Here is an 18,274-nt window from a genome sequence, read left to right on the forward strand (position 1 = left end):
TTATTTATTTATATATATATTATTTATTATTATTATTTATAAATTATTTATTTATATTTAATAATATTTATATATATTATATATATATATATAATATATAATTTTATTATTAAAATAAAATATAAAAATATATATTAATTATAATAATAATATTAAATAATATTATTATTATAATTTATATATATTTTTATATTTTATGTTTTTATATAAAATATATATTATATATATATAATATATATTAATAAATATAAGTTAAGAAAAAAAAATTTTAATTATTATATTATTATAATAATGTTATATATAATAATGTTATATATAATAATGTTATATATAATAATGTTATATATATATAATATAATGTTATATATATATATAATAATGTTATATATATATAATATAATGTTATATATATATAATATAATGTTATATATATATAATATAATGTTATATATATATAATATAATGTTATATATATATAATATAATGTTATATATATATAATATATATAATAATGTTATATAAATATAATGTTATATAAATTTATTTGGTAAATACACTACTTTTTTAGTAGAAAAAAATTTATTATTAAAATAATTAATTAAATTATATTCTTTTGCTTGTGGAAAATTTTTTAATTCTTCAGTAAGATTACCTCCTGTTAAATAAAAAATACCATTTTGTAAAAAATGTCTATTTTCAGATAGAAATTTTCCTTTAACCCATTTATATAAATACTTTATACGTGTAACAGCACGACTAATTATAAAATCAAATTTATCTGTAACATCATTAGCACGTATACAAGAAACATTTACATTTATTAAACCTAATTCATCTGAAATTAATTTTACTACTTTAGTTTTTTTTTTAATAGAATCTATTAGCAAAAATTTGCTTGAAGGAAATAATATTGCTAAAGGAATACCAGGAAATCCCCCTCCTGTTCCTACATCCATTATATATGATTTAGGCAAAAAATTAATTATTTTAGCTATACCTAATGAATGTAATACGTGTTGCTCATAAAAATGGTTTATAATTGTCTTTCTAGAAATTAAATTTAAACGTTTATTCCAAAATAAATATATTTTTTTCATATAAATAAAACGTTCAATTTGTAGATTAGTTAGTCCATAAAAATATTTTGTTATATACATATTTTTAATATATTTATTTATTTATTTATTTATTTATTTATGCATCTTTCAAATAGACTTAAAAACTTTAAATATTCTCAAACTTTAGCTATGACTGCTAGAAGTAGATATTTAAAATCGTTAGGTTATGATATAATTAATCTTAGTGTTGGTGAACCTGATTTTTCACCACCAGATTTTATACTTAAAGCTTCTAAAAAAGCTATTGATGAGGGACATCATTATTATACTCCTGTAGCTGGTAATTCAAAATTAATAGAAATTATTTGCAATAAATTTAAACGTGATAATAATATATGTTATACTCATTCTCAAATAATTGTCTCTAATGGTGTTAAACAATCTATTATTAATGTATTATTATCAATACTTAATTCAGAAGATGAAATAATTATACCCGCTCCTTATTGGGTAAGTTATTATCAAATGGCTAAACTTTGTGAGGCTAATCCAATTATTATTTATTCAAAAATTGAAAATAATTATAAAATTACACCTGAAGAATTAGAAAAAGCAATTACTAATAGAACAAAAGCATTTATTTTTAGTTCACCATGTAATCCGACAGGAAGTATCTATAGTAAAAATGAATTAAAAGTTTTATCTAAAGTATTTAGTAAATATCCAAATATAATTATTATTTCAGATGAAATATATGAGTATATACGTTATAATAATGAACATATAAGCATAGCAACATTCCCAGAAGTATATAATCAAACAGTAACATTAAATGGTATTTCAAAAGCTTATGCTATGACTGGTTGGAGAATTGGTTATATAGGTGCTCCTGAATGGTTGGCTAAAGCTTGTGAAAAAATACAAGGACAGACCACTTCATGTGCAAATTCTATAGCACAATGTGCAGCTATTGCAGCATTAGAATCATCTCCTAAAAATATTGAATATATGATATCAACTTTTAAAAAAAGACTAGATATGGTTATAGATCTTTTAAATGATATTCCAGGATTTGTATTATCAAATAAACCCCAAGGAGCTTTTTATGTATTTCCTAACGTTTCTAATTTCTTGGGAAGAAAATTTAATGGACAATTAATAAAAAATACTGATGATTTAGCAAAATATCTACTTGAAACAGCTCATGTCTCTACAGTAAGCGGGACTGCATTTGGAGAGGATAATAGTTTACGTATTTCTTATGCTGTTTCAGAACAAAAATTGCAAAATGCTTTTAAAAGAATTAAAAATTCTTTAAAATTTTAAATTTTTATGAAAAAAAAAATAATAAAAATATTATTAATATTAACGTTATTAGTTAATAATAAAGTAGTAGCTAAAGTAGTAAATGATGTAAATAATAATAAAGTAGTAAATGATGTAAATAAAGGAGTAAAAGATTTCTATGAAATAGATAGTATTATAGCTAAAATAGGAAATGAAATTATTTTAAAATCTGAATTAGATCAAATATTAAAAAATAAATATAAAAATATTAGTTTTATACAGGAATGTAATGAATTGGAAAATTTATTTAAATTACATTTTTTACTTTTTTATGCTAAAAAAAATAATATGATTAATCATAATTATGTTAATGAACAAGCAAAATTAAAAATTCAAGATTTGGTAAAAAAGAATAACTTATCGCCTACTATAAAATTAATGATTTATAATCAAATCAAAAATACTATCTATTATAATAGTATATATCAAATTATTAATAATAATATTTATGTTAGTCCTAAAGAAATAGATGATTATATAATAAATAATAAAAAAATAATTGTACCTATTACATTTGAATTGTCATCTATTATTTTTTATCCTAAAATAACTAATGATCATAAAAAAGAAATAATAAATAAACTTTTAAAAATAAAGAATGAAATAGAGAATGGAAGTGATTTTAAGACAAAAGCTATTTCTTATTCTGATGATATTAAGTCCGCAATTAATGGAGGATTAATAACATTAAATTATGAAACAATTAATAATGAATATAAAAATATAATTTTTTATTTAAAAGAAGGTGAAATATCAAAACCTTTTCAAACTGAAGAAGGATTTCAAATATTGAAATTAGAAAAAATAATAGGAAATAAAATTTATATCCGTTTAATACTTATTAAACCAAAATATACTAAAGAAGAATTGTTGGAAACAAAAAAAATTGTTCATTCAGTAATGAATGATATTATTAACAATAATATAAGTTTCGAACAAGCAAAAAATAAATATCATTTTTTTAAAAAAAATATTGATAACCATATTGATATGGATCATATACGTTTAAACCAATATGAAATTAAAAATAAAATTCCAATTTTAAAAAAAATAAATCATATAAAAAATAATCATATAATGAAATATGAAATAAATGGAGAACCAGTTTTTATTTTAATAAATATTAAAAAAATTCCACAACATAAATTATCTTTTAATAAAGATTATGAATTAATAAAGAATTTAATAATTAAAATTAAATCTAATGAAAATATAGATTATTTTATAAAAAAAAATATTAAATATACTTTAATACAAATTAATAAAAAATATAAAAATAGTAAATTTTACCAAAATTGGATTAAGTATATAAATTTTTAATATATGACTTTATTATTTATAAGTTTTGAAGAAAGTTTTATTATAATTTTTGTTGCTATACTTTTATTTGGTGCAGATCAAATTCCTGAAATAGCACGTATATTAGGTGAATATATATATAGAATACGTAATTCTATAAATAAAATAAAAAAAGAAATGTTGGAATTTCATGAAAAAGAATTTTATTCAAAAAAATACAATGAAATTATTAAAAAAGAAAAAAAAGATGATAATTTTTCAGGTTCTATAGAACGTTAAAAAAAAGATTTTTATCTTATTTAGTAGATTTACTATCTTCAAGTTTTATTCCTAATTCTTTTAATCCATTTCTTATATTATCTGATAATATCCAATTTTTTTCATTACGAGCTTTATTACGAATTTTTATTAGTAAGTTTATTAACTGTTTTGAAAACTCATTGTATTTTTGATTTTTTTCAATTTGTTCAAGTCCTAGAACTTCAAAAATAAAATTATGCATAGTATTTTTAAATAGTAAAAGATCATTTTTTCGTAATTTTATAACGCCTTTTTCAAGTAATTCTATATATTTATTTGCTTTAAATAAATGCGCAATTAACATTGGACTATTAAAATCGTCATCCATAGCTTTATGACATTCTTCTTTCCAAGCCAATACATCAAAAGTAGATACAACGTCTGCAGAAATATTATCTAATATTTTTAATTTTTTCATTAAACTAAAATATCCTCGTTCAGCCTCAATAAGTGCATCATTAGAAATATTTATAACACTACGATAATGAGTTTTTAAAATAAAAAAACGTACTATACTAGGATGAAAAGGTTTTTCTAAAATAGTATTTTTACCACTAAAAATATCTTTTGGTAATAATATATTCATAGTAGATTTACTCATTTTATAACCGTTTAATGTTAGCATATTAGTATGTATCCAAAAATTAATTGTTGTTTTGTTATTATAAATACCTTTAATTTGTGCTAATTCACATTCGTGATGTGGAAATTTTAAATCTATACCTCCACCGTGTATATCAAGTTTACCTAAATATTTAATACTCATAGTTGAACATTCCAAATGCCAACTAGGAAATCCATTTCCCCAAGGAGATTTCCAATGCATTATATGGTTTATAGTAGCTTTTTTCCATAATGCGAAATCTTTTGGATTACGTTTTTCTGTTTGTTTTTTTAAAGATCTACTTGATTCTATCAATTTATCAATTTTATGTTTGCTTAAAATTCCATAATCATGATTTTTATTATAAGCTTCAATATTAAAATATACTGAACCGTTAACTTCATAAGCCAATCCTTTTTTTATTAATATTTTAATATTTTCAATTTGATCTATTATATGACCTGTAGCTGTAGGTTCAATACTAGGTGGTAAAGTATTTAATAGATATAAAGTATGATGAAAGTCAATAGTATATTTTTGAACAATTTCCATAGGTTCAAGTTTTTCAATTTTAGCCTTTTTGCAAATTTTATCTTCTCCTTCATCATTATCATTTTCTAAATGACCAACATCAGTTATATTACGTACATAACGGACTTTATAACCCAAATATTTAAAATATCTAAATATTAAATCAAAATGTATAAAAGTTCTGCAATTTCCTAAATGTATTTTATTATAAACTGTTGGTCCACAAACATACATACCAACATATCCTTTAGTAATTGGATTAAATATTTCTTTTTTTCCTGTAATAGAATTATATATTTTTATATTAATCATATTAAAATCATATTAAAAAAAAATGTCAATATGTAAAATTATTATTTATTTAAATTATATATTTAATTTTAATATATTTTTTATTTATGGCACAATTAACTTCACGTATAGAAGATTATTCTAAATGGTATAATGAAATTATAATTAAAGCTAATTTAGCAGAAACATCTAATGTACGTGGATGTATGATTATAAAACCCTATGGTTTTGCTATATGGGAAAAAATACAAAATATTTTAAATAAAAAAATTAAAAATACTGGACACGAGAATATTTATTTTCCATTATTTATTCCTAAATCTTTATTTTCAAAAGAAGCTTGTCACATTGATGGATTTTCACAAGAATGTGCTGTAGTTACCCATTATAGATTAAAAAAAACACATAATAATAATATTATTATAGATCCTAAATCTAAATTGGATGAAGAACTTATAGTAAGACCCACTTCTGAGACAATTATTTGGCATACTTATCGTCGTTGGATTAAATCATATAGAGATTTACCTATATTGATTAATCAATGGGCTAACATAATCCGTTGGGAAATGCACACTCGTTTATTTTTACGTACTTCAGAATGTCTTTGGCAAGAAGGTCATACTGCTCATATTAATAAAGAAGAAGCTATTTTTGAAGCTAAGCAAATGTTAAATATTTATACTAATTTTATGGAAAATTATATGGCTATACCTGTAATTCAAGGAGTAAAAACAGCTCTTGAAAGATTTGCTGGAGCTGAAGAAACTTATTGTATTGAAGCAATAATGCAAAATGGTAAGGCTCTTCAAATAGGAACTTCCCATTTTTTAGGACAAAATTTTTCTAAAGCTTTTAATGTAAAATTCACTAATAATAAAGGATATCAAGAATACGTATGGGGAACATCATGGGGAATATCTACTCGTCTAATAGGTGCATTAATAATGAGTCATTCAGATGATAAAGGTCTTGTATTACCTCCTAAATTAGCTCCTATGCAAACTGTTATAATTCCAATATTCAAAAATGAAGAGCAACTTAAAAGAATTACTAAAATAGTGGGTACTATAAAAAAAACTCTTAAAGATAATAATATTAGTTTTAAATATGATGATAGAAATATTTATACTCCAGGATGGAAATTTAATGAATATGAGTTAAAAGGTGTTCCTATACGTATTAATATTGGTATAAAAGACTTAGAAAAAGGAACAGTAGAAATTGTAAGACGTGATAATTTAAACAAACAATTTGTAAATTATAATTATTTAGGAAATATAATACCTGATTTATTAACAAAAATTCAAAAAAATCTTTTTAAAAAAGCTTTAGAACGTAGAAATAATTTTATTACAAAAGTTGATGATTATAATGAATTTAAAAAAATTTTAAACGAAAAAGGAGGCTTTATTTTGGCGCACTGGGATGGTACATCGGAAACAGAAAAAAAAATCAAACTTGATACAAAAACAACTATTCGTTGTATTCCATTAAAAAAATCAAAAGAAAAAGGTAAATGTATTTATTCAGGAAAACTTTCTAATCAACGTGTTTTTTTTGCTAAAGCATATTAAAAATAATATATATTAAAAAAAAATATTAAATATGAAATTAATTACTCTTGTAAAAGAAGGTGAATCTATTGATAAAGTATTAAAAAGATATAAAAAAAAATTTGATAAAGCACGTATTATGAAAGAATTACGTGAACGACAACAATATATTAAACCTTCTGAAATTAGGAGAAATAAAATTATAAAAGCTATATATAAAGAACGTATTAAAATAAATAAACATGATTTATGATGATACAATAGCTGCTATTGCTACACCTAATGGAGTGGGTGCTATTGCAGTAATTCGTATTTCTGGGTCTATTTCTATAGAAATTGTTGACAAATTATTTAAACCAATTAATAAAAATAAAAAATTAATAAATCAACCTTCATATACTATTCATTTAGGATGGTTATATCACCAAAATAAGATTTTAGATCAGGTTATAATTTCTTTATTCAAAGCTCCAAATTCATATACTGGAGAAGATATAGTAGAAATTTCTTGTCATGGTTCTCCATATATACAAAAAAGTATTTTACAAGCTCTTATTATAAATGGTATACGTTTAGCTCGTAAGGGGGAATTTACTATGCGTGCTTTTATTAATGGTAAAATTGACCTTTCACAAGTTGAAGCTTTAGCAAATCTTATATCTTCTAAATGTGAATCCACTCATAATATAGCTATACAACATATTAAAAAAAGTTATATTACTGATATAAAGAATTTATATAAAAAAATTTTAAATTTTGCTTCATTAATTGAATTAGAATTAGATTTTTCTGAAGAAAATTTTATCATTGTCAATAGGTTAGATCTTTATAAAACTTTATATAAAGTAGAAAATCTAATAAAAGATATGAGAAATGCATTTAAATTAGGTAATGCCATTAAAGAAGGTATTTCTGTAGCAATAATAGGTAAACCTAATGTAGGAAAATCTACATTATTTAATGCATTAATAAATGCAGATGAAGCTATAATATCAGAAGTAGAAGGAACTACACGAGATGCAATAGAACATAGTATTATTATAAATGGGTTATTATTTAGATTTATTGATACTGCAGGTATACATTATACAATTAATAATTTGGAAAATTTGGGAATTAAAAAAACTTTTGAAAAAATATTAGAATCACAAATAATATTATATTTATTAGACGTTCATTCTTTTGAAGAAAAAAAAATCAACGATATTATTTATTATTTTAATAAGCATTATCCATTTAAAAAAATATTAATTATTGTTAATAAATCAGACATATGTAATATTTCTTTAAAGACTACTGAATATTTGTTTTTATTATCTGCAAAATATGGAACAAATATAAAACAATTAATTAACGCTATTATCAATTTAGTTTATAATAAAATTGTTAAAGATGATTCAATTATTACTCAAAATATATATTTTGAATCTTTAAATGGAGCATTGAAATCTATAAATTATGTAAAAAATGGGTTAGATAAAAACTTATCTGAAGATCTATTAGCCATAGATATTCGACGTGTATTAAATTATTTAGAAAAAATTATTGGTAAAATAAATAGTAACGATATATTAGAAAATATTTTTTCTCGTTTTTGCATAGGTAAATGAAATTGTTACATAACAAAAAAGGTATTATATTTGGTGCTTTAAATGAAGAGTCTATAGCTTGGAAAGTTGCTGAACGTGCTTATGAAGAAGGAGCAGATATTGTATTAAGTAATACACCTATTGCTTTAAAAAAAGGTAATATTTACAAATTATCTAAAAATACAAATTCTATAATCATTCCTGCAGATGCAACTTCTTTAAAAGATATTGAAAATCTTTTTAATAAAACAATTGAACATTTTAATGGAAAAATAGATTTTTTACTCCATTCTATAGCAATGTCTATTAATATTCGAAAGGAACGTGCATATACAAATATTGATTATAATTGGTTACAAAAAAGTTGGGATATATCTGCAGTATCTTTTCACAAAATTATGAAAATTGCATGGGATAAAGACGCTATTAATGAATGGGGGTCTATTATAGCTTTGACATTTATTGGATCTAAACGTATTTTTCATGGTTATAATGATATGGCTGATCATAAAGCATATATTGAAAGTATTGCTCGTAGTTTTGGTTATTATTGGGGAAAAAAATGTAAAGTACGTGTAAATACAGTCTCACAATCACCAACTATAACTACAGCTGGTAAAGGTATTAAAAATTTTGATATTTTTTTACGTTATGCTAATGAATTATCTCCATTAGGAAATGCATCATCTGAGGATTGTTCAAATTATATAATAACATTATTTTCGGATTTAACTAAAAAAGTTACTATGCAAAATTTATATCATGATGGAGGATTTTCTAATACAGGAATTAGTGATTCTATTATGAATAGATTATTTAATTAAATTTTTCTGGTTTCATTTGAGGAAATAATAATACTTCTTGAATAGAATTTTGCTTAGTAAGTAACATAACCAACCTATCAATACCTATGCCTATACCTGCTGTAGGTGGCATACCAAATTCTAATGAACGTATAAAATCATAATCTATATTAGATTCATTTTTATTGTAGATTTTAATCTGTTGTTTAAAACGTTCAAGTTGATCAATAGGATCATTAAGTTCAGAATAAGCATTAGCTATTTCTTGACCATTTATAATAAGTTCAAATCGTTCCGTCAAACATTTATTGTTACGATGTTTTTTAGTTAATGGACTCATTTCAATTGGATAATCAATAATGAAAGTAGGTTGTATGTAATGTTTTTCACATTTTTCACTGAAAATTTCATCTATAAGTTTACCTTTATCCATATTAGGTGTAATATCAATACCTAATTTTTTGCAATTTTTTAGCAAAGTTTCTTTATCCATTTGACTTATATCTAAATCAGTATGTTGTTGTATTGCTTCAAGTATAGGTATACGAACAAAAGGAGCTTTAAAATTAATAATATTATTATTAATTTTTATTTTATTACTTTTTATTATAGATAAAAACATATTTTCTATCATAGATTCTATAAAATCCATCATCCAATAATAGTCTTTATATGCTACATATAGTTCTAAAATAGTAAATTCAGGATTATGTATACGGTCCATCCCTTCATTTCTGAAATCCTTAGCAAATTCATAAACACCTTTAAAACCACCAACAATTAATCTTTTTAAATATAATTCATTAGCAATTCGTAGATAAAGTGGAATATTTAACGCATTATGGTAAGTTACAAATGGTTTTGCAATAGCTCCGCCAGGAATAGTCTGTAAAATAGGAGTTTCTACTTCAAGATATCCTTTTTTATTAAAATATTGTCTAATAAATTGAATAGTTTGATTACGTTTAATAAAAATATCTTTAATATGTTTATTAACTATCAGATCAACATATCTCATACGATAACGTTGTTCAGTATCAGAAAAATTATAATGTCTTTTTCCACTAGAATCAATTTTAACTTGTGGAATAGGACGTAAAGATTTAGAAAGTAAACATAATTCTTTTACATAAATAGTTATTTCTCCTAGTTTAGTTTTAAAAATAAAACCTTTTACACCAATAATATCTCCAATATCTAGAAGTTTTTTAAATATATTATATTGTGATATCTCATCTCTAATAACATAAATTTGTATACGTACGCTGCTATCATCTTGTATATCTGCAAAAAAAGTTTTTCCCATTATTCGCATACTCATTAATCTGCCAGCAATACTTATTTGTTGGCCTTCTTCATAATTTTCCAAAATTTCTTTAATTGTAATATTTACAGGATAAGTTGCTGAAGGATAAGGGTCTATTCCCAATAATAATAATTTTTTAAGTTTATTTCTGCGTATAATTTCTTGATCTGATAATTGCATTATTTATTTTTAAAACAAATTTAATATTAAATATGTTAAAAAAAGTTATCTTTTTTAAAGATTTAGGTCTTAAAGATTATTACGAATCATGGATATATCAAAAAAAACTTTTTAAAAATATTATTAATCAAAAAATTAGTAAAAACATAATAAAAAATTATCTTTTATTTGTTGAACATCCCCATGTCTATACATTAGGTAGAACTGGAAATTATAAACATTTATTATTGGATAAAAGTTTTTTAAAAAATTTAGGTGCTACTTTTTATAAAACTGATAGAGGAGGTGATATAACATATCATGGACCTGGTCAATTAGTAGGTTATCCTATTTTAGATATGGAAGTTTTTTTTAAAGATATTAATAAATATTTACGTTATCTTGAAGAAGTAATAATACAGACTTTACGTATTTATGGTATAAAAGGTTTATGTTCAAAAGGAGAAACAGGAGTTTGGTTGGATGTTGGAAAACCATATACACGTAAAATTTGCGCAATTGGAATTCGTATTAATCGTTGGGTAACTATGCATGGTTTTGCTTTAAATATAAATACAGATTTACGATATTTTAATTATATAGTTCCTTGTGGAATTCATGATAAATCAGTAACTTCATTAGCAAATGAATTACATTGTAATATAGATATGGATGATGTTAAAAACGAAGTAAAAAAAGCTTTTCAAAAAGTTTTTAACGTAAAATTAATTAATATTAGAAATTAATGTTTCGATATTATCATATTCATTTTCAGTACCTAAAATCATATTTTTTATTAAAATTTTATTTCTTTCAATTTCTTTTTTTCCTATGCTTATTATAAATGGGATACGTTTTTTATTAGCATATTCTAATTGTTTTTTTATTTTAATAGGTTGTGGATATAATTCAGAAGATATATTTTTTGATCTCAATATTTTAATTAATTTATAAGCGTATATAGCCTCTGAATTACCAAAATTTATAAATAAAATTTTGGTATAATATTTAATAATGTTTTTAAATAATTTTAATTCTTGCATAAGAAGACATATTCTATCTAATCCAAAAGAAATACCTACTCCTGAAATATTCGTATTCAATCCGAATATATGTGGAAGTTTATCATAACGTCCTCCACCACCAATAGCAATAAAATCTTTATTTTTAGGCATAACTTCAAATACAATTCCAGTATAATAATTTAACCCCCTAACTAAATTGAGATTAAATTCTAAACTTGCATTTAATCCAATTTGTTGTATTGTATTATAAATGAATTTAATATCTTTTATTCCATTTGTTCCTATATTAGAAAAGGTTAATTTTTTAGAAAAAAATTCTATTTTTTCTTTAAAAGTTCCTTTAAATAAAAAAAACGGTTCTATATATTTTATAATATTATGAGGAATACCTTTATCTAAAAGTTCTTTTTTTACTCCTTCTAATCCAATTTTATACCATTTATCTAAAGCTATAAAAATATTATTCCAATAATTATTATCTATGTTACATATTTCTAATAATCCTGTAATAATTTCTTTGTGATTAATTATAATTAATATTGGTATATTTAATTTAGTAAATATTTCATCATAAAGTTGAATTAATTCTATTTCTTGCCATAAATATTTAGATCCTATAATATCTGCATCACATTGGTAAAATTCTCTAAAACGACCTTTTTGAGGTTTATCTGCTCTCCATACAGGTTGGATTTGATATCTTTTAAAAGGAAATATTATATCATGTTTATTCATAACTACATATCTAACAAAAGGTACAGTTAAATCATATCGTAGTCCTTTGTTAGATATAGCTGATAAAATATTTTTATAGTTATTTTCTTGAAATAAAGATTTATTACCCTTAATAAAGTCACCAGAATTTATAATTTTGAATATTAATTTTTCTCCTTCTTCTCCATATTTTTTTGTAAGAGTTGATATATTTTCAATTGCAGGTGTTTCTAGAGGATCAAAACCAAAATATTCAAAATTTTTTCTTATTATATCTATAATATAATTTCGTTGATTAATCTTTTCTGATGAAAAATCATGCATTCCTCTAGGAAGTGTATACATAAATTATTTATTAAAATATTTATAATATATAATACAAAAAGGTATTATTAATATAAATAATATTAAAGACCAAAAACCTGATAGAACTAGAAAGAAAAAGAATAAAAAACCTAAAAATTGTATTATTGTCATGTTAATTTTTTTATTTTATTTTAATTTATGATAAAATATAGAATTGAAAAAGATTCACTCGGTGAAGTATTAGTTCCATCAGAAAAGTATTGGGGTGCACAAACTGAACGTTCACGAAATAATTTTAAAATAGGTCCTTATATACCTTTAGAAATTATTAAAGCATTAGCTTATGTTAAAAAAGCTGTAGCTAATACAAATTATAAATTGAATGTTCTTTCTAAGAAGAAGAAAAATTTAATTAGTAAAGTATGTGATGAAATTATTGAAGGAAAACTTGATGATCAATTTCCTTTAGTTATATGGCAAACAGAAACTAATTCCAATATGAATATAAATGAAGTAATAGCTAATAGAGCACAGATATTAGATGGTAAAAAATTAGTAGATAGTAAACTTATTCTTAATCCTAATAATGATGTAAATAAATCTCAATCATCTAACGATATTTATTCTACGGCAATGAATATTGCTTCATATAAAAAATTAATAGAAGTTAGTATTCCTTGTTTAGAAAAATTACGTAATATTCTTAAACAAAAATCTGTTTCATTTAGAAATAAAAAACATGTTACATTGGCACAAGAATTTTCAGGATATGTTTCTCAATTAGATCATGGGTTAAAAGCACTTGAAAATACTTTAGAACATTTATCAGAATTAGTTATTGGAAAAAAAGTAGTTGAATATATTATAAAATATACAGGATTACCTTTAAAAACTTCAGAAAATAATGATGCTTCTTTAGTATGCTCGCATGCAGCTTTAAAACAATTAGCTATTTCCTTAATAAAAATTGCTAATGATATAATAAAACACAAAGAACTTAATCAATCTATCACTATGATATGTACACAAATTATTAGTAATGATGTTACTATTTCATGGTCCTTGCACGTATTTAAACCAGTAATAGTTTATAATTTTTTGCAATCTGCTAAATTAATAGGTGAGGCATGTATATCATTTGCTAATGATTCATTGAATCATTATATATAACTGATTTTTTAATTCTTTTAATCCTTCTTTGGTAATAGAAGAAACAAAAATATATGGTAAATCTTTAGGTATATTTTTAATAATAGATTTTTTTAAATTATTATTAATTTTATCAGATTTAGATATTACTAATATTTTTTTTTTTTCTAAAATTTTTTTGTTATAAAATTTTAGTTCATTAAATAAAATTTTATATTCATTATTATGATCATTAGTATCTGCAGGAATAATAAATATCAGTATTTTATTGCGTTCAACATGTCTAAGAAAACGATTCCCTATGCCTAGGAGTCCTGGTATATCAACTATTTTAATATTAGAATCTCTATAAGACAAAACTCCTATATTTGGGATTAAAGTAGTAAATATGTAATTAGATATTTTAGGTTTAGCATTTGTTAGCAAAGAAAGCAAAGTAGATTTACCAGAATTAGGATATCCAATTAAACCTATATCAGCTAAAATTTTTAATTCTAAAATTATCCATCCACCAACCCCTAAAATACCTTTTTGTGCGTAATTGGGTGTCTTGTTAATAGAATTTTTAAAATGACCATTACCTAGTCCCCCTTTACCACCTTTGAACAAAATATTTTCTTTATTATTTATAATTTCTAATAATATTTTTCCTTGTTCATCTTTAATTACTGTCCCTAAAGGGACATCTAAAATTAAATCTTTTCCATTAGAACCAGTCATATTATTTTTGTTACCATAACTACCATTCATTGCTTTATTGTATATTTTTTTTTTAAAATGAATAAGTGTATCAATTTGTGGGTTACCTTTTATAATAATATTTCCTCCTCTTCCACCATTTCCTCCATCAGGTCCACCTTTATAAAAAAATTTTTTTCTATAAAAATGCACTGAACCAGATCCTCCCTCTCCACTCATACAATATATTTTAATAAAATCTAAAAAGTTATTTTTTAACATAAAAATTATTTAATAATTTTTTCTAAATCATTTGAAATTTCATTTATAGTTTTTTTTGCGTTTAATTTGAAACAATTATATTTTTGTTCATAATATTTTAATACAGGAATTGTTTTTTTATTATATTCTTCAATACGTTTTTTTATAATATTCTTATCAAGATCATCATTCCTACCTCTATTTGATAATCTATTTATTAAGGTAATATCATCTATATAAAATAAAAAACATGTTATACTATTTTCAATAAAAAAATCTTTAAAGATTTTATCTAATGACTTAGCTTGTTTTAGTGTTCTAGGATATCCATCATATATTATTCCTTTTATTATTTTATTATTTATTATTTTTTCTTTTATTATATCTTTTATAAAATTTGTAATTATATCATCTGGAACTAACAAGCCGTTATTTATATAATAACTAAAATTTTGTATGTTTTTTCTAATTATATCTCCAGTAGAAAAATGAATAAATCCTAATTTATTCATAATAATTTTGGATTGTGTGCCTTTTCCACAACCTGGAGGACCTAATAATATAATATGTTTCATAATAATATAATATGTGTAATATTTTTACATATTGATACACATATCATATGCATTATTGACAGATTCAACAATAGCTTCACTCATTGTAGGATGAGGATAAATAGTTTTAATAATATCATAATTTGTAGTTTCTAATTGTCGTGCAGTTACAACTGAAGAAATTATTTCTGTTACTCCGTTACCAATCATATGACATCCTAGTAATTCACCATATTTAGTATCAAATATAACTTTTACAAATCCTGTAGTATTTCCATCAGCTACAGCTTTTCCTAAAGCATTAAAAAAGAATTTTCCTATTTTTATTTCATAACCTTTTTCTATTGCTTGTTTTTCTGTATATCCTACAGAGGCTATTTCTGGAATGCAATATGTACAATTTGGAATATTATTGTAATTTAATGGATATGTTTTTAAATTTTTGATATATTCTACGCAAGTAATTCCTTCATAGGAAGCTACATGAGCTAAAGCTGGACCTTGTATCACATCTCCTATAGCATAATAACCAGGTATATTAGTTCTATAATATTCGTCTACAATAATACGACCATCTTTAGTTTTTATACCAGTTTCTTCTAATCCAATATTTTCAGTATTTGGAATAATACCAGCTGCAGATAAAATTACTTCTGTTTCTAAAGTATGTTTTGTGCCATACTTATTATTAAATACGTTAACTTTTATTTGATCTTTATCATTGATATTAATATTTTCAATATATGAAGAAGTAAATATTTCTAGACCTTTTTTTGTAAAAACCAATTCTAATTGTTTAGATATATCTTCATCTTCTAATGGTAGAATACGATTTAAATATTCTAATATAATTACTTTAGTACCTAAAGAATTGTAAAAGTAAGCAAATTCTACACCAATTGCTCCAGCCCCTACTATTATCATTGATTTAGGCAACTTTGATAAAGTAAGTGCTTCTTTATAACCAATAATTTTATTTTTATCTTGAGGTAGATTAGGTAATATTTTAGACCGTGCTCCAACAGCTATTATAATATGTAAAGCACTATATTCTATAATATTATTATTATTATCAATCACATTTATTATTTTTCCAGGTTTAATTATAGCTTTTCCAAAGATAATTGTTATATTATTTTTTTTTATTAAAGAAATTAAACCGCTATTCATTTTATTAACTATTGCGCGACTACGTGCAATAATTTTAGATAAATCAACTTTGATATTATCAGTTGATATACCATAATCTTGGGAATGTTTCAAATAATTAAATATTTTAGCACTTTGTAATAATGCTTTTGTTGGAATACACCCCCAATTAAGACAAATACCTCCTAAATTTTCTTTTTCAATAATAGCAGTTTTTAAACCCAGTTGAGATGCACGTATTGCAGCCACATAACCACCTGGTCCACTTCCTATGACAATAAGATCAAAATTCATTAATAATTAAATTTAAAAATTTTATTATATATAAAATATAATTTTATTAATAAATTTTTTTGTATTTTAAATAAACATATTAATATATATATTCAAAATGAAATTGTACGTAGGAAATCTTCCCTATAAAACATCAGAACAAGAAATAAAAAAATATTTTGAGTCTATTGGAGAAGTAAATAGTGCAAAAATAATAACATATAAAACTAGAAGTAAAGGTTTTGGTTTTATTGAAATGTCAAGTGATGAAGCTGCTAAAGAAGCAATAAAACAACTTAATGGAACACAATTTATGGGAAGAAATATAGTAGTATCTGAAGCTAAACCCAACAAGGGAACAGGAGTTAAAAAAACCAATTACATGAGTTAAAAAAACCAATTACATGAGTTAAAAAAAAATGTTAAAACCAAACTTAAAGGGAACAGGAGTGGCATTAGTTACTCCTTTTGATGAAAAAAAATCTATTGATTTTAATAATCTTGAAAAATTAATAAATTATGTAAATGAAAATGGAGTAGATTATTTAGTCATTTTAGGTACTACAGGAGAGCCTACTTCCTTAAATAAGGATGAAAAAAATGAAGTTATTAAATTTATAAAATCAGTTAATAACAATCATAAACCTATGATTTTAGGAATTGGAGGAAACAATACTGAAATGGTAATTAGACAAATTAAAGAACAAACTAATTTATATGATTTTAAAGCAATTCTTTCTGTAGTTCCCTATTATAATCGTCCAACACAAGAAGGAATATATCAACATTTTAAGACTATTGCTGAGAATACAGATGTAAATATAATTATATATAATGTTCCATTACGCACATCTTCAAACATACTTCCTGAAACTGTTTTGCGATTAGCTAATGAATTTGATAATATTATTGGAATTAAAGAAGCTTCTGGAAACTTAACACAAATATTTAAAATAATAAAACAAAAACCAGAAGGTTTTTATGTAATATCAGGAGATGATTCATTAGTATTACCTATAATTTTTAGTGGAGGAGATGGAATTATTTCTGTATTAGCTCAAGGTTTTCCAAAACATATTTCAAATATGGTATCTTTGGCAATGAGAAATATGATTAAAGAATCATTATCTATATTCTATGAATTAGAAGATATGATAGAATTTATTTTTGAAGAAGGAAATCCGACAGGTATTAAAACATTGCTAAAGATTATAGGAATATGTAAAAATGAGGTTAGATTACCATTAGTAGAAGGAACAAAAAAATTATATCAAAAAATTTTTTCATCATATGAAAGAATAATAAATACATTAAAATAAATA

General features: G+C 22.7%; 17 protein-coding genes and 1 pseudogene. 11 read left to right on the forward strand and 7 right to left on the reverse strand.

All coding sequences use genetic code 11. The features are described 5' to 3' along the window. Positions 1–530: 530 nt before the first annotated feature. Positions 531–1,157: a 16S rRNA (guanine(527)-N(7))-methyltransferase RsmG gene (rsmG, locus tag NHG04_00160; GenBank protein ID WGH27408.1), complete on the reverse strand. Its 627-nt coding sequence runs from the start codon at positions 1,155–1,157 to the stop codon at positions 531–533. Positions 1,158–1,196: 39 nt separating this feature from the next. On the opposite strand from rsmG, the gene NHG04_00165 reads away from it, so the two are divergent. Genes NHG04_00165 through NHG04_00175 form a run of 3 tightly spaced genes read left to right on the forward strand, consistent with a single transcriptional unit; the run spans position 1,197 to position 3,983 of the window. Beyond that, on the forward strand, positions 1,197–2,384 hold the full coding sequence (locus NHG04_00165) for a pyridoxal phosphate-dependent aminotransferase (GenBank protein ID WGH27409.1): 1,188 nt from the start codon (positions 1,197–1,199) through the stop codon (positions 2,382–2,384). Between the two features lie 6 nt (positions 2,385–2,390). Further along, complete coding sequence (locus NHG04_00170; protein WGH27410.1) at positions 2,391–3,725, forward strand: peptidylprolyl isomerase; 1,335 nt, start codon at positions 2,391–2,393, stop codon at positions 3,723–3,725. 3 nt (positions 3,726–3,728) lie between these two features. Next, positions 3,729–3,983: a twin-arginine translocase TatA/TatE family subunit gene (locus NHG04_00175; GenBank protein ID WGH27411.1), complete on the forward strand. Its 255-nt coding sequence runs from the start codon at positions 3,729–3,731 to the stop codon at positions 3,981–3,983. A 16-nt stretch (positions 3,984–3,999) separates the two neighbouring features. Here NHG04_00175 and cysS read toward each other — a convergent pair whose 3' ends face one another. Further along, positions 4,000–5,451, reverse strand: coding sequence for a cysteine--tRNA ligase (gene cysS / locus NHG04_00180; GenBank protein ID WGH27412.1), 1,452 nt, complete (start codon positions 5,449–5,451; stop codon positions 4,000–4,002). Between the two features lie 86 nt (positions 5,452–5,537). On the opposite strand from cysS, the gene proS reads away from it, so the two are divergent. From proS to NHG04_00200, 4 genes are read left to right on the forward strand one after another with little or no spacing between them, the layout of a single operon-like run. Continuing rightward, positions 5,538–7,007, forward strand: a complete 1,470-nt coding sequence (gene proS, locus NHG04_00185) for a proline--tRNA ligase (protein WGH27413.1) — start codon at positions 5,538–5,540, stop codon at positions 7,005–7,007. Between the two features lie 31 nt (positions 7,008–7,038). Further along, positions 7,039–7,239 (forward strand): 30S ribosomal protein S21, encoded by a 201-nt coding sequence (gene rpsU, locus NHG04_00190; GenBank protein WGH27414.1) that lies wholly within the window; start codon positions 7,039–7,041, stop codon positions 7,237–7,239. Continuing rightward, the gene (gene mnmE, locus NHG04_00195; protein WGH27415.1) at positions 7,229–8,596 is read left to right on the forward strand and encodes a tRNA uridine-5-carboxymethylaminomethyl(34) synthesis GTPase MnmE; all 1,368 of its coding nucleotides are present in this window, start codon (positions 7,229–7,231) and stop codon (positions 8,594–8,596) included. Before rpsU ends, mnmE begins: the two co-directional genes overlap by 11 nt. Continuing rightward, positions 8,593–9,399 carry an SDR family oxidoreductase gene (locus NHG04_00200; GenBank protein ID WGH27416.1) on the forward strand — a complete coding sequence of 269 codons (807 nt, stop codon included), beginning with the start codon at positions 8,593–8,595 and terminating at the stop codon, positions 9,397–9,399. The genes mnmE and NHG04_00200 overlap by 4 nt, the downstream gene beginning before the upstream one ends. Here the strand turns inward: NHG04_00200 and lysS are convergent. After that, a complete protein-coding gene (gene lysS, locus NHG04_00205; protein WGH27417.1) occupies positions 9,392–10,864 on the reverse strand; it encodes a lysine--tRNA ligase in 1,473 nt (490 codons plus the stop codon). The two genes, NHG04_00200 and lysS, sit on opposite strands and share 8 nt — an antisense overlap. A 32-nt stretch (positions 10,865–10,896) precedes the next feature. Here lysS and lipB point away from each other — a divergent pair, with 32 nt between their 5' ends. Beyond that, positions 10,897–11,589, forward strand: coding sequence for a lipoyl(octanoyl) transferase LipB (gene lipB / locus NHG04_00210; protein WGH27418.1), 693 nt, complete (start codon positions 10,897–10,899; stop codon positions 11,587–11,589). Here lipB and hisS read toward each other — a convergent pair. Further along, entirely contained in the window at positions 11,569–12,927 is a 1,359-nt protein-coding gene (hisS, locus tag NHG04_00215) for a histidine--tRNA ligase (GenBank protein WGH27419.1), read from the reverse strand. The genes lipB and hisS overlap by 21 nt on opposite strands. A gap of 162 nt (positions 12,928–13,089) precedes the next feature. Here hisS and NHG04_00220 point away from each other — a divergent pair. Then, a pseudogene (locus tag NHG04_00220) lies at positions 13,090–14,028 on the forward strand (lyase family protein). A 9-nt stretch (positions 14,029–14,037) separates the two neighbouring features. On the opposite strand, the gene obgE reads toward NHG04_00220, so the two are convergent. The 3 genes from obgE to lpdA are packed head-to-tail and all read right to left on the reverse strand — an operon-like array spanning position 14,038 to position 16,973. After that, the gene (obgE, locus tag NHG04_00225; protein ID WGH27420.1) at positions 14,038–14,997 is read right to left on the reverse strand and encodes a GTPase ObgE; all 960 of its coding nucleotides are present in this window, start codon (positions 14,995–14,997) and stop codon (positions 14,038–14,040) included. A 5-nt stretch (positions 14,998–15,002) separates the two neighbouring features. Then, the gene (locus NHG04_00230; GenBank protein ID WGH27421.1) at positions 15,003–15,551 is read right to left on the reverse strand and encodes a nucleoside monophosphate kinase; all 549 of its coding nucleotides are present in this window, start codon (positions 15,549–15,551) and stop codon (positions 15,003–15,005) included. A gap of 24 nt (positions 15,552–15,575) precedes the next feature. Further along, positions 15,576–16,973, reverse strand: coding sequence for a dihydrolipoyl dehydrogenase (gene lpdA / locus NHG04_00235; GenBank protein ID WGH27422.1), 1,398 nt, complete (start codon positions 16,971–16,973; stop codon positions 15,576–15,578). A gap of 88 nt (positions 16,974–17,061) precedes the next feature. On the opposite strand from lpdA, the gene NHG04_00240 reads away from it, so the two are divergent. Together NHG04_00240 and dapA are read left to right on the forward strand one after the other, a co-directional pair. Further along, on the forward strand, positions 17,062–17,343 hold the full coding sequence (locus NHG04_00240; protein WGH27552.1) for an RNA-binding protein: 282 nt from the start codon (positions 17,062–17,064) through the stop codon (positions 17,341–17,343). Between the two features lie 28 nt (positions 17,344–17,371). Further along, complete coding sequence (gene dapA / locus NHG04_00245) at positions 17,372–18,271, forward strand: 4-hydroxy-tetrahydrodipicolinate synthase (GenBank protein WGH27423.1); 900 nt, start codon at positions 17,372–17,374, stop codon at positions 18,269–18,271. Positions 18,272–18,274 lie beyond the last annotated feature (3 nt).

The sequence above is a fragment of the Candidatus Bostrichicola ureolyticus genome (assembly GCA_029851125.1).
In the GTDB taxonomy this organism is placed as follows: domain Bacteria; phylum Bacteroidota; class Bacteroidia; order Flavobacteriales; family Blattabacteriaceae; genus Bostrichidicola; species Bostrichidicola ureolyticus.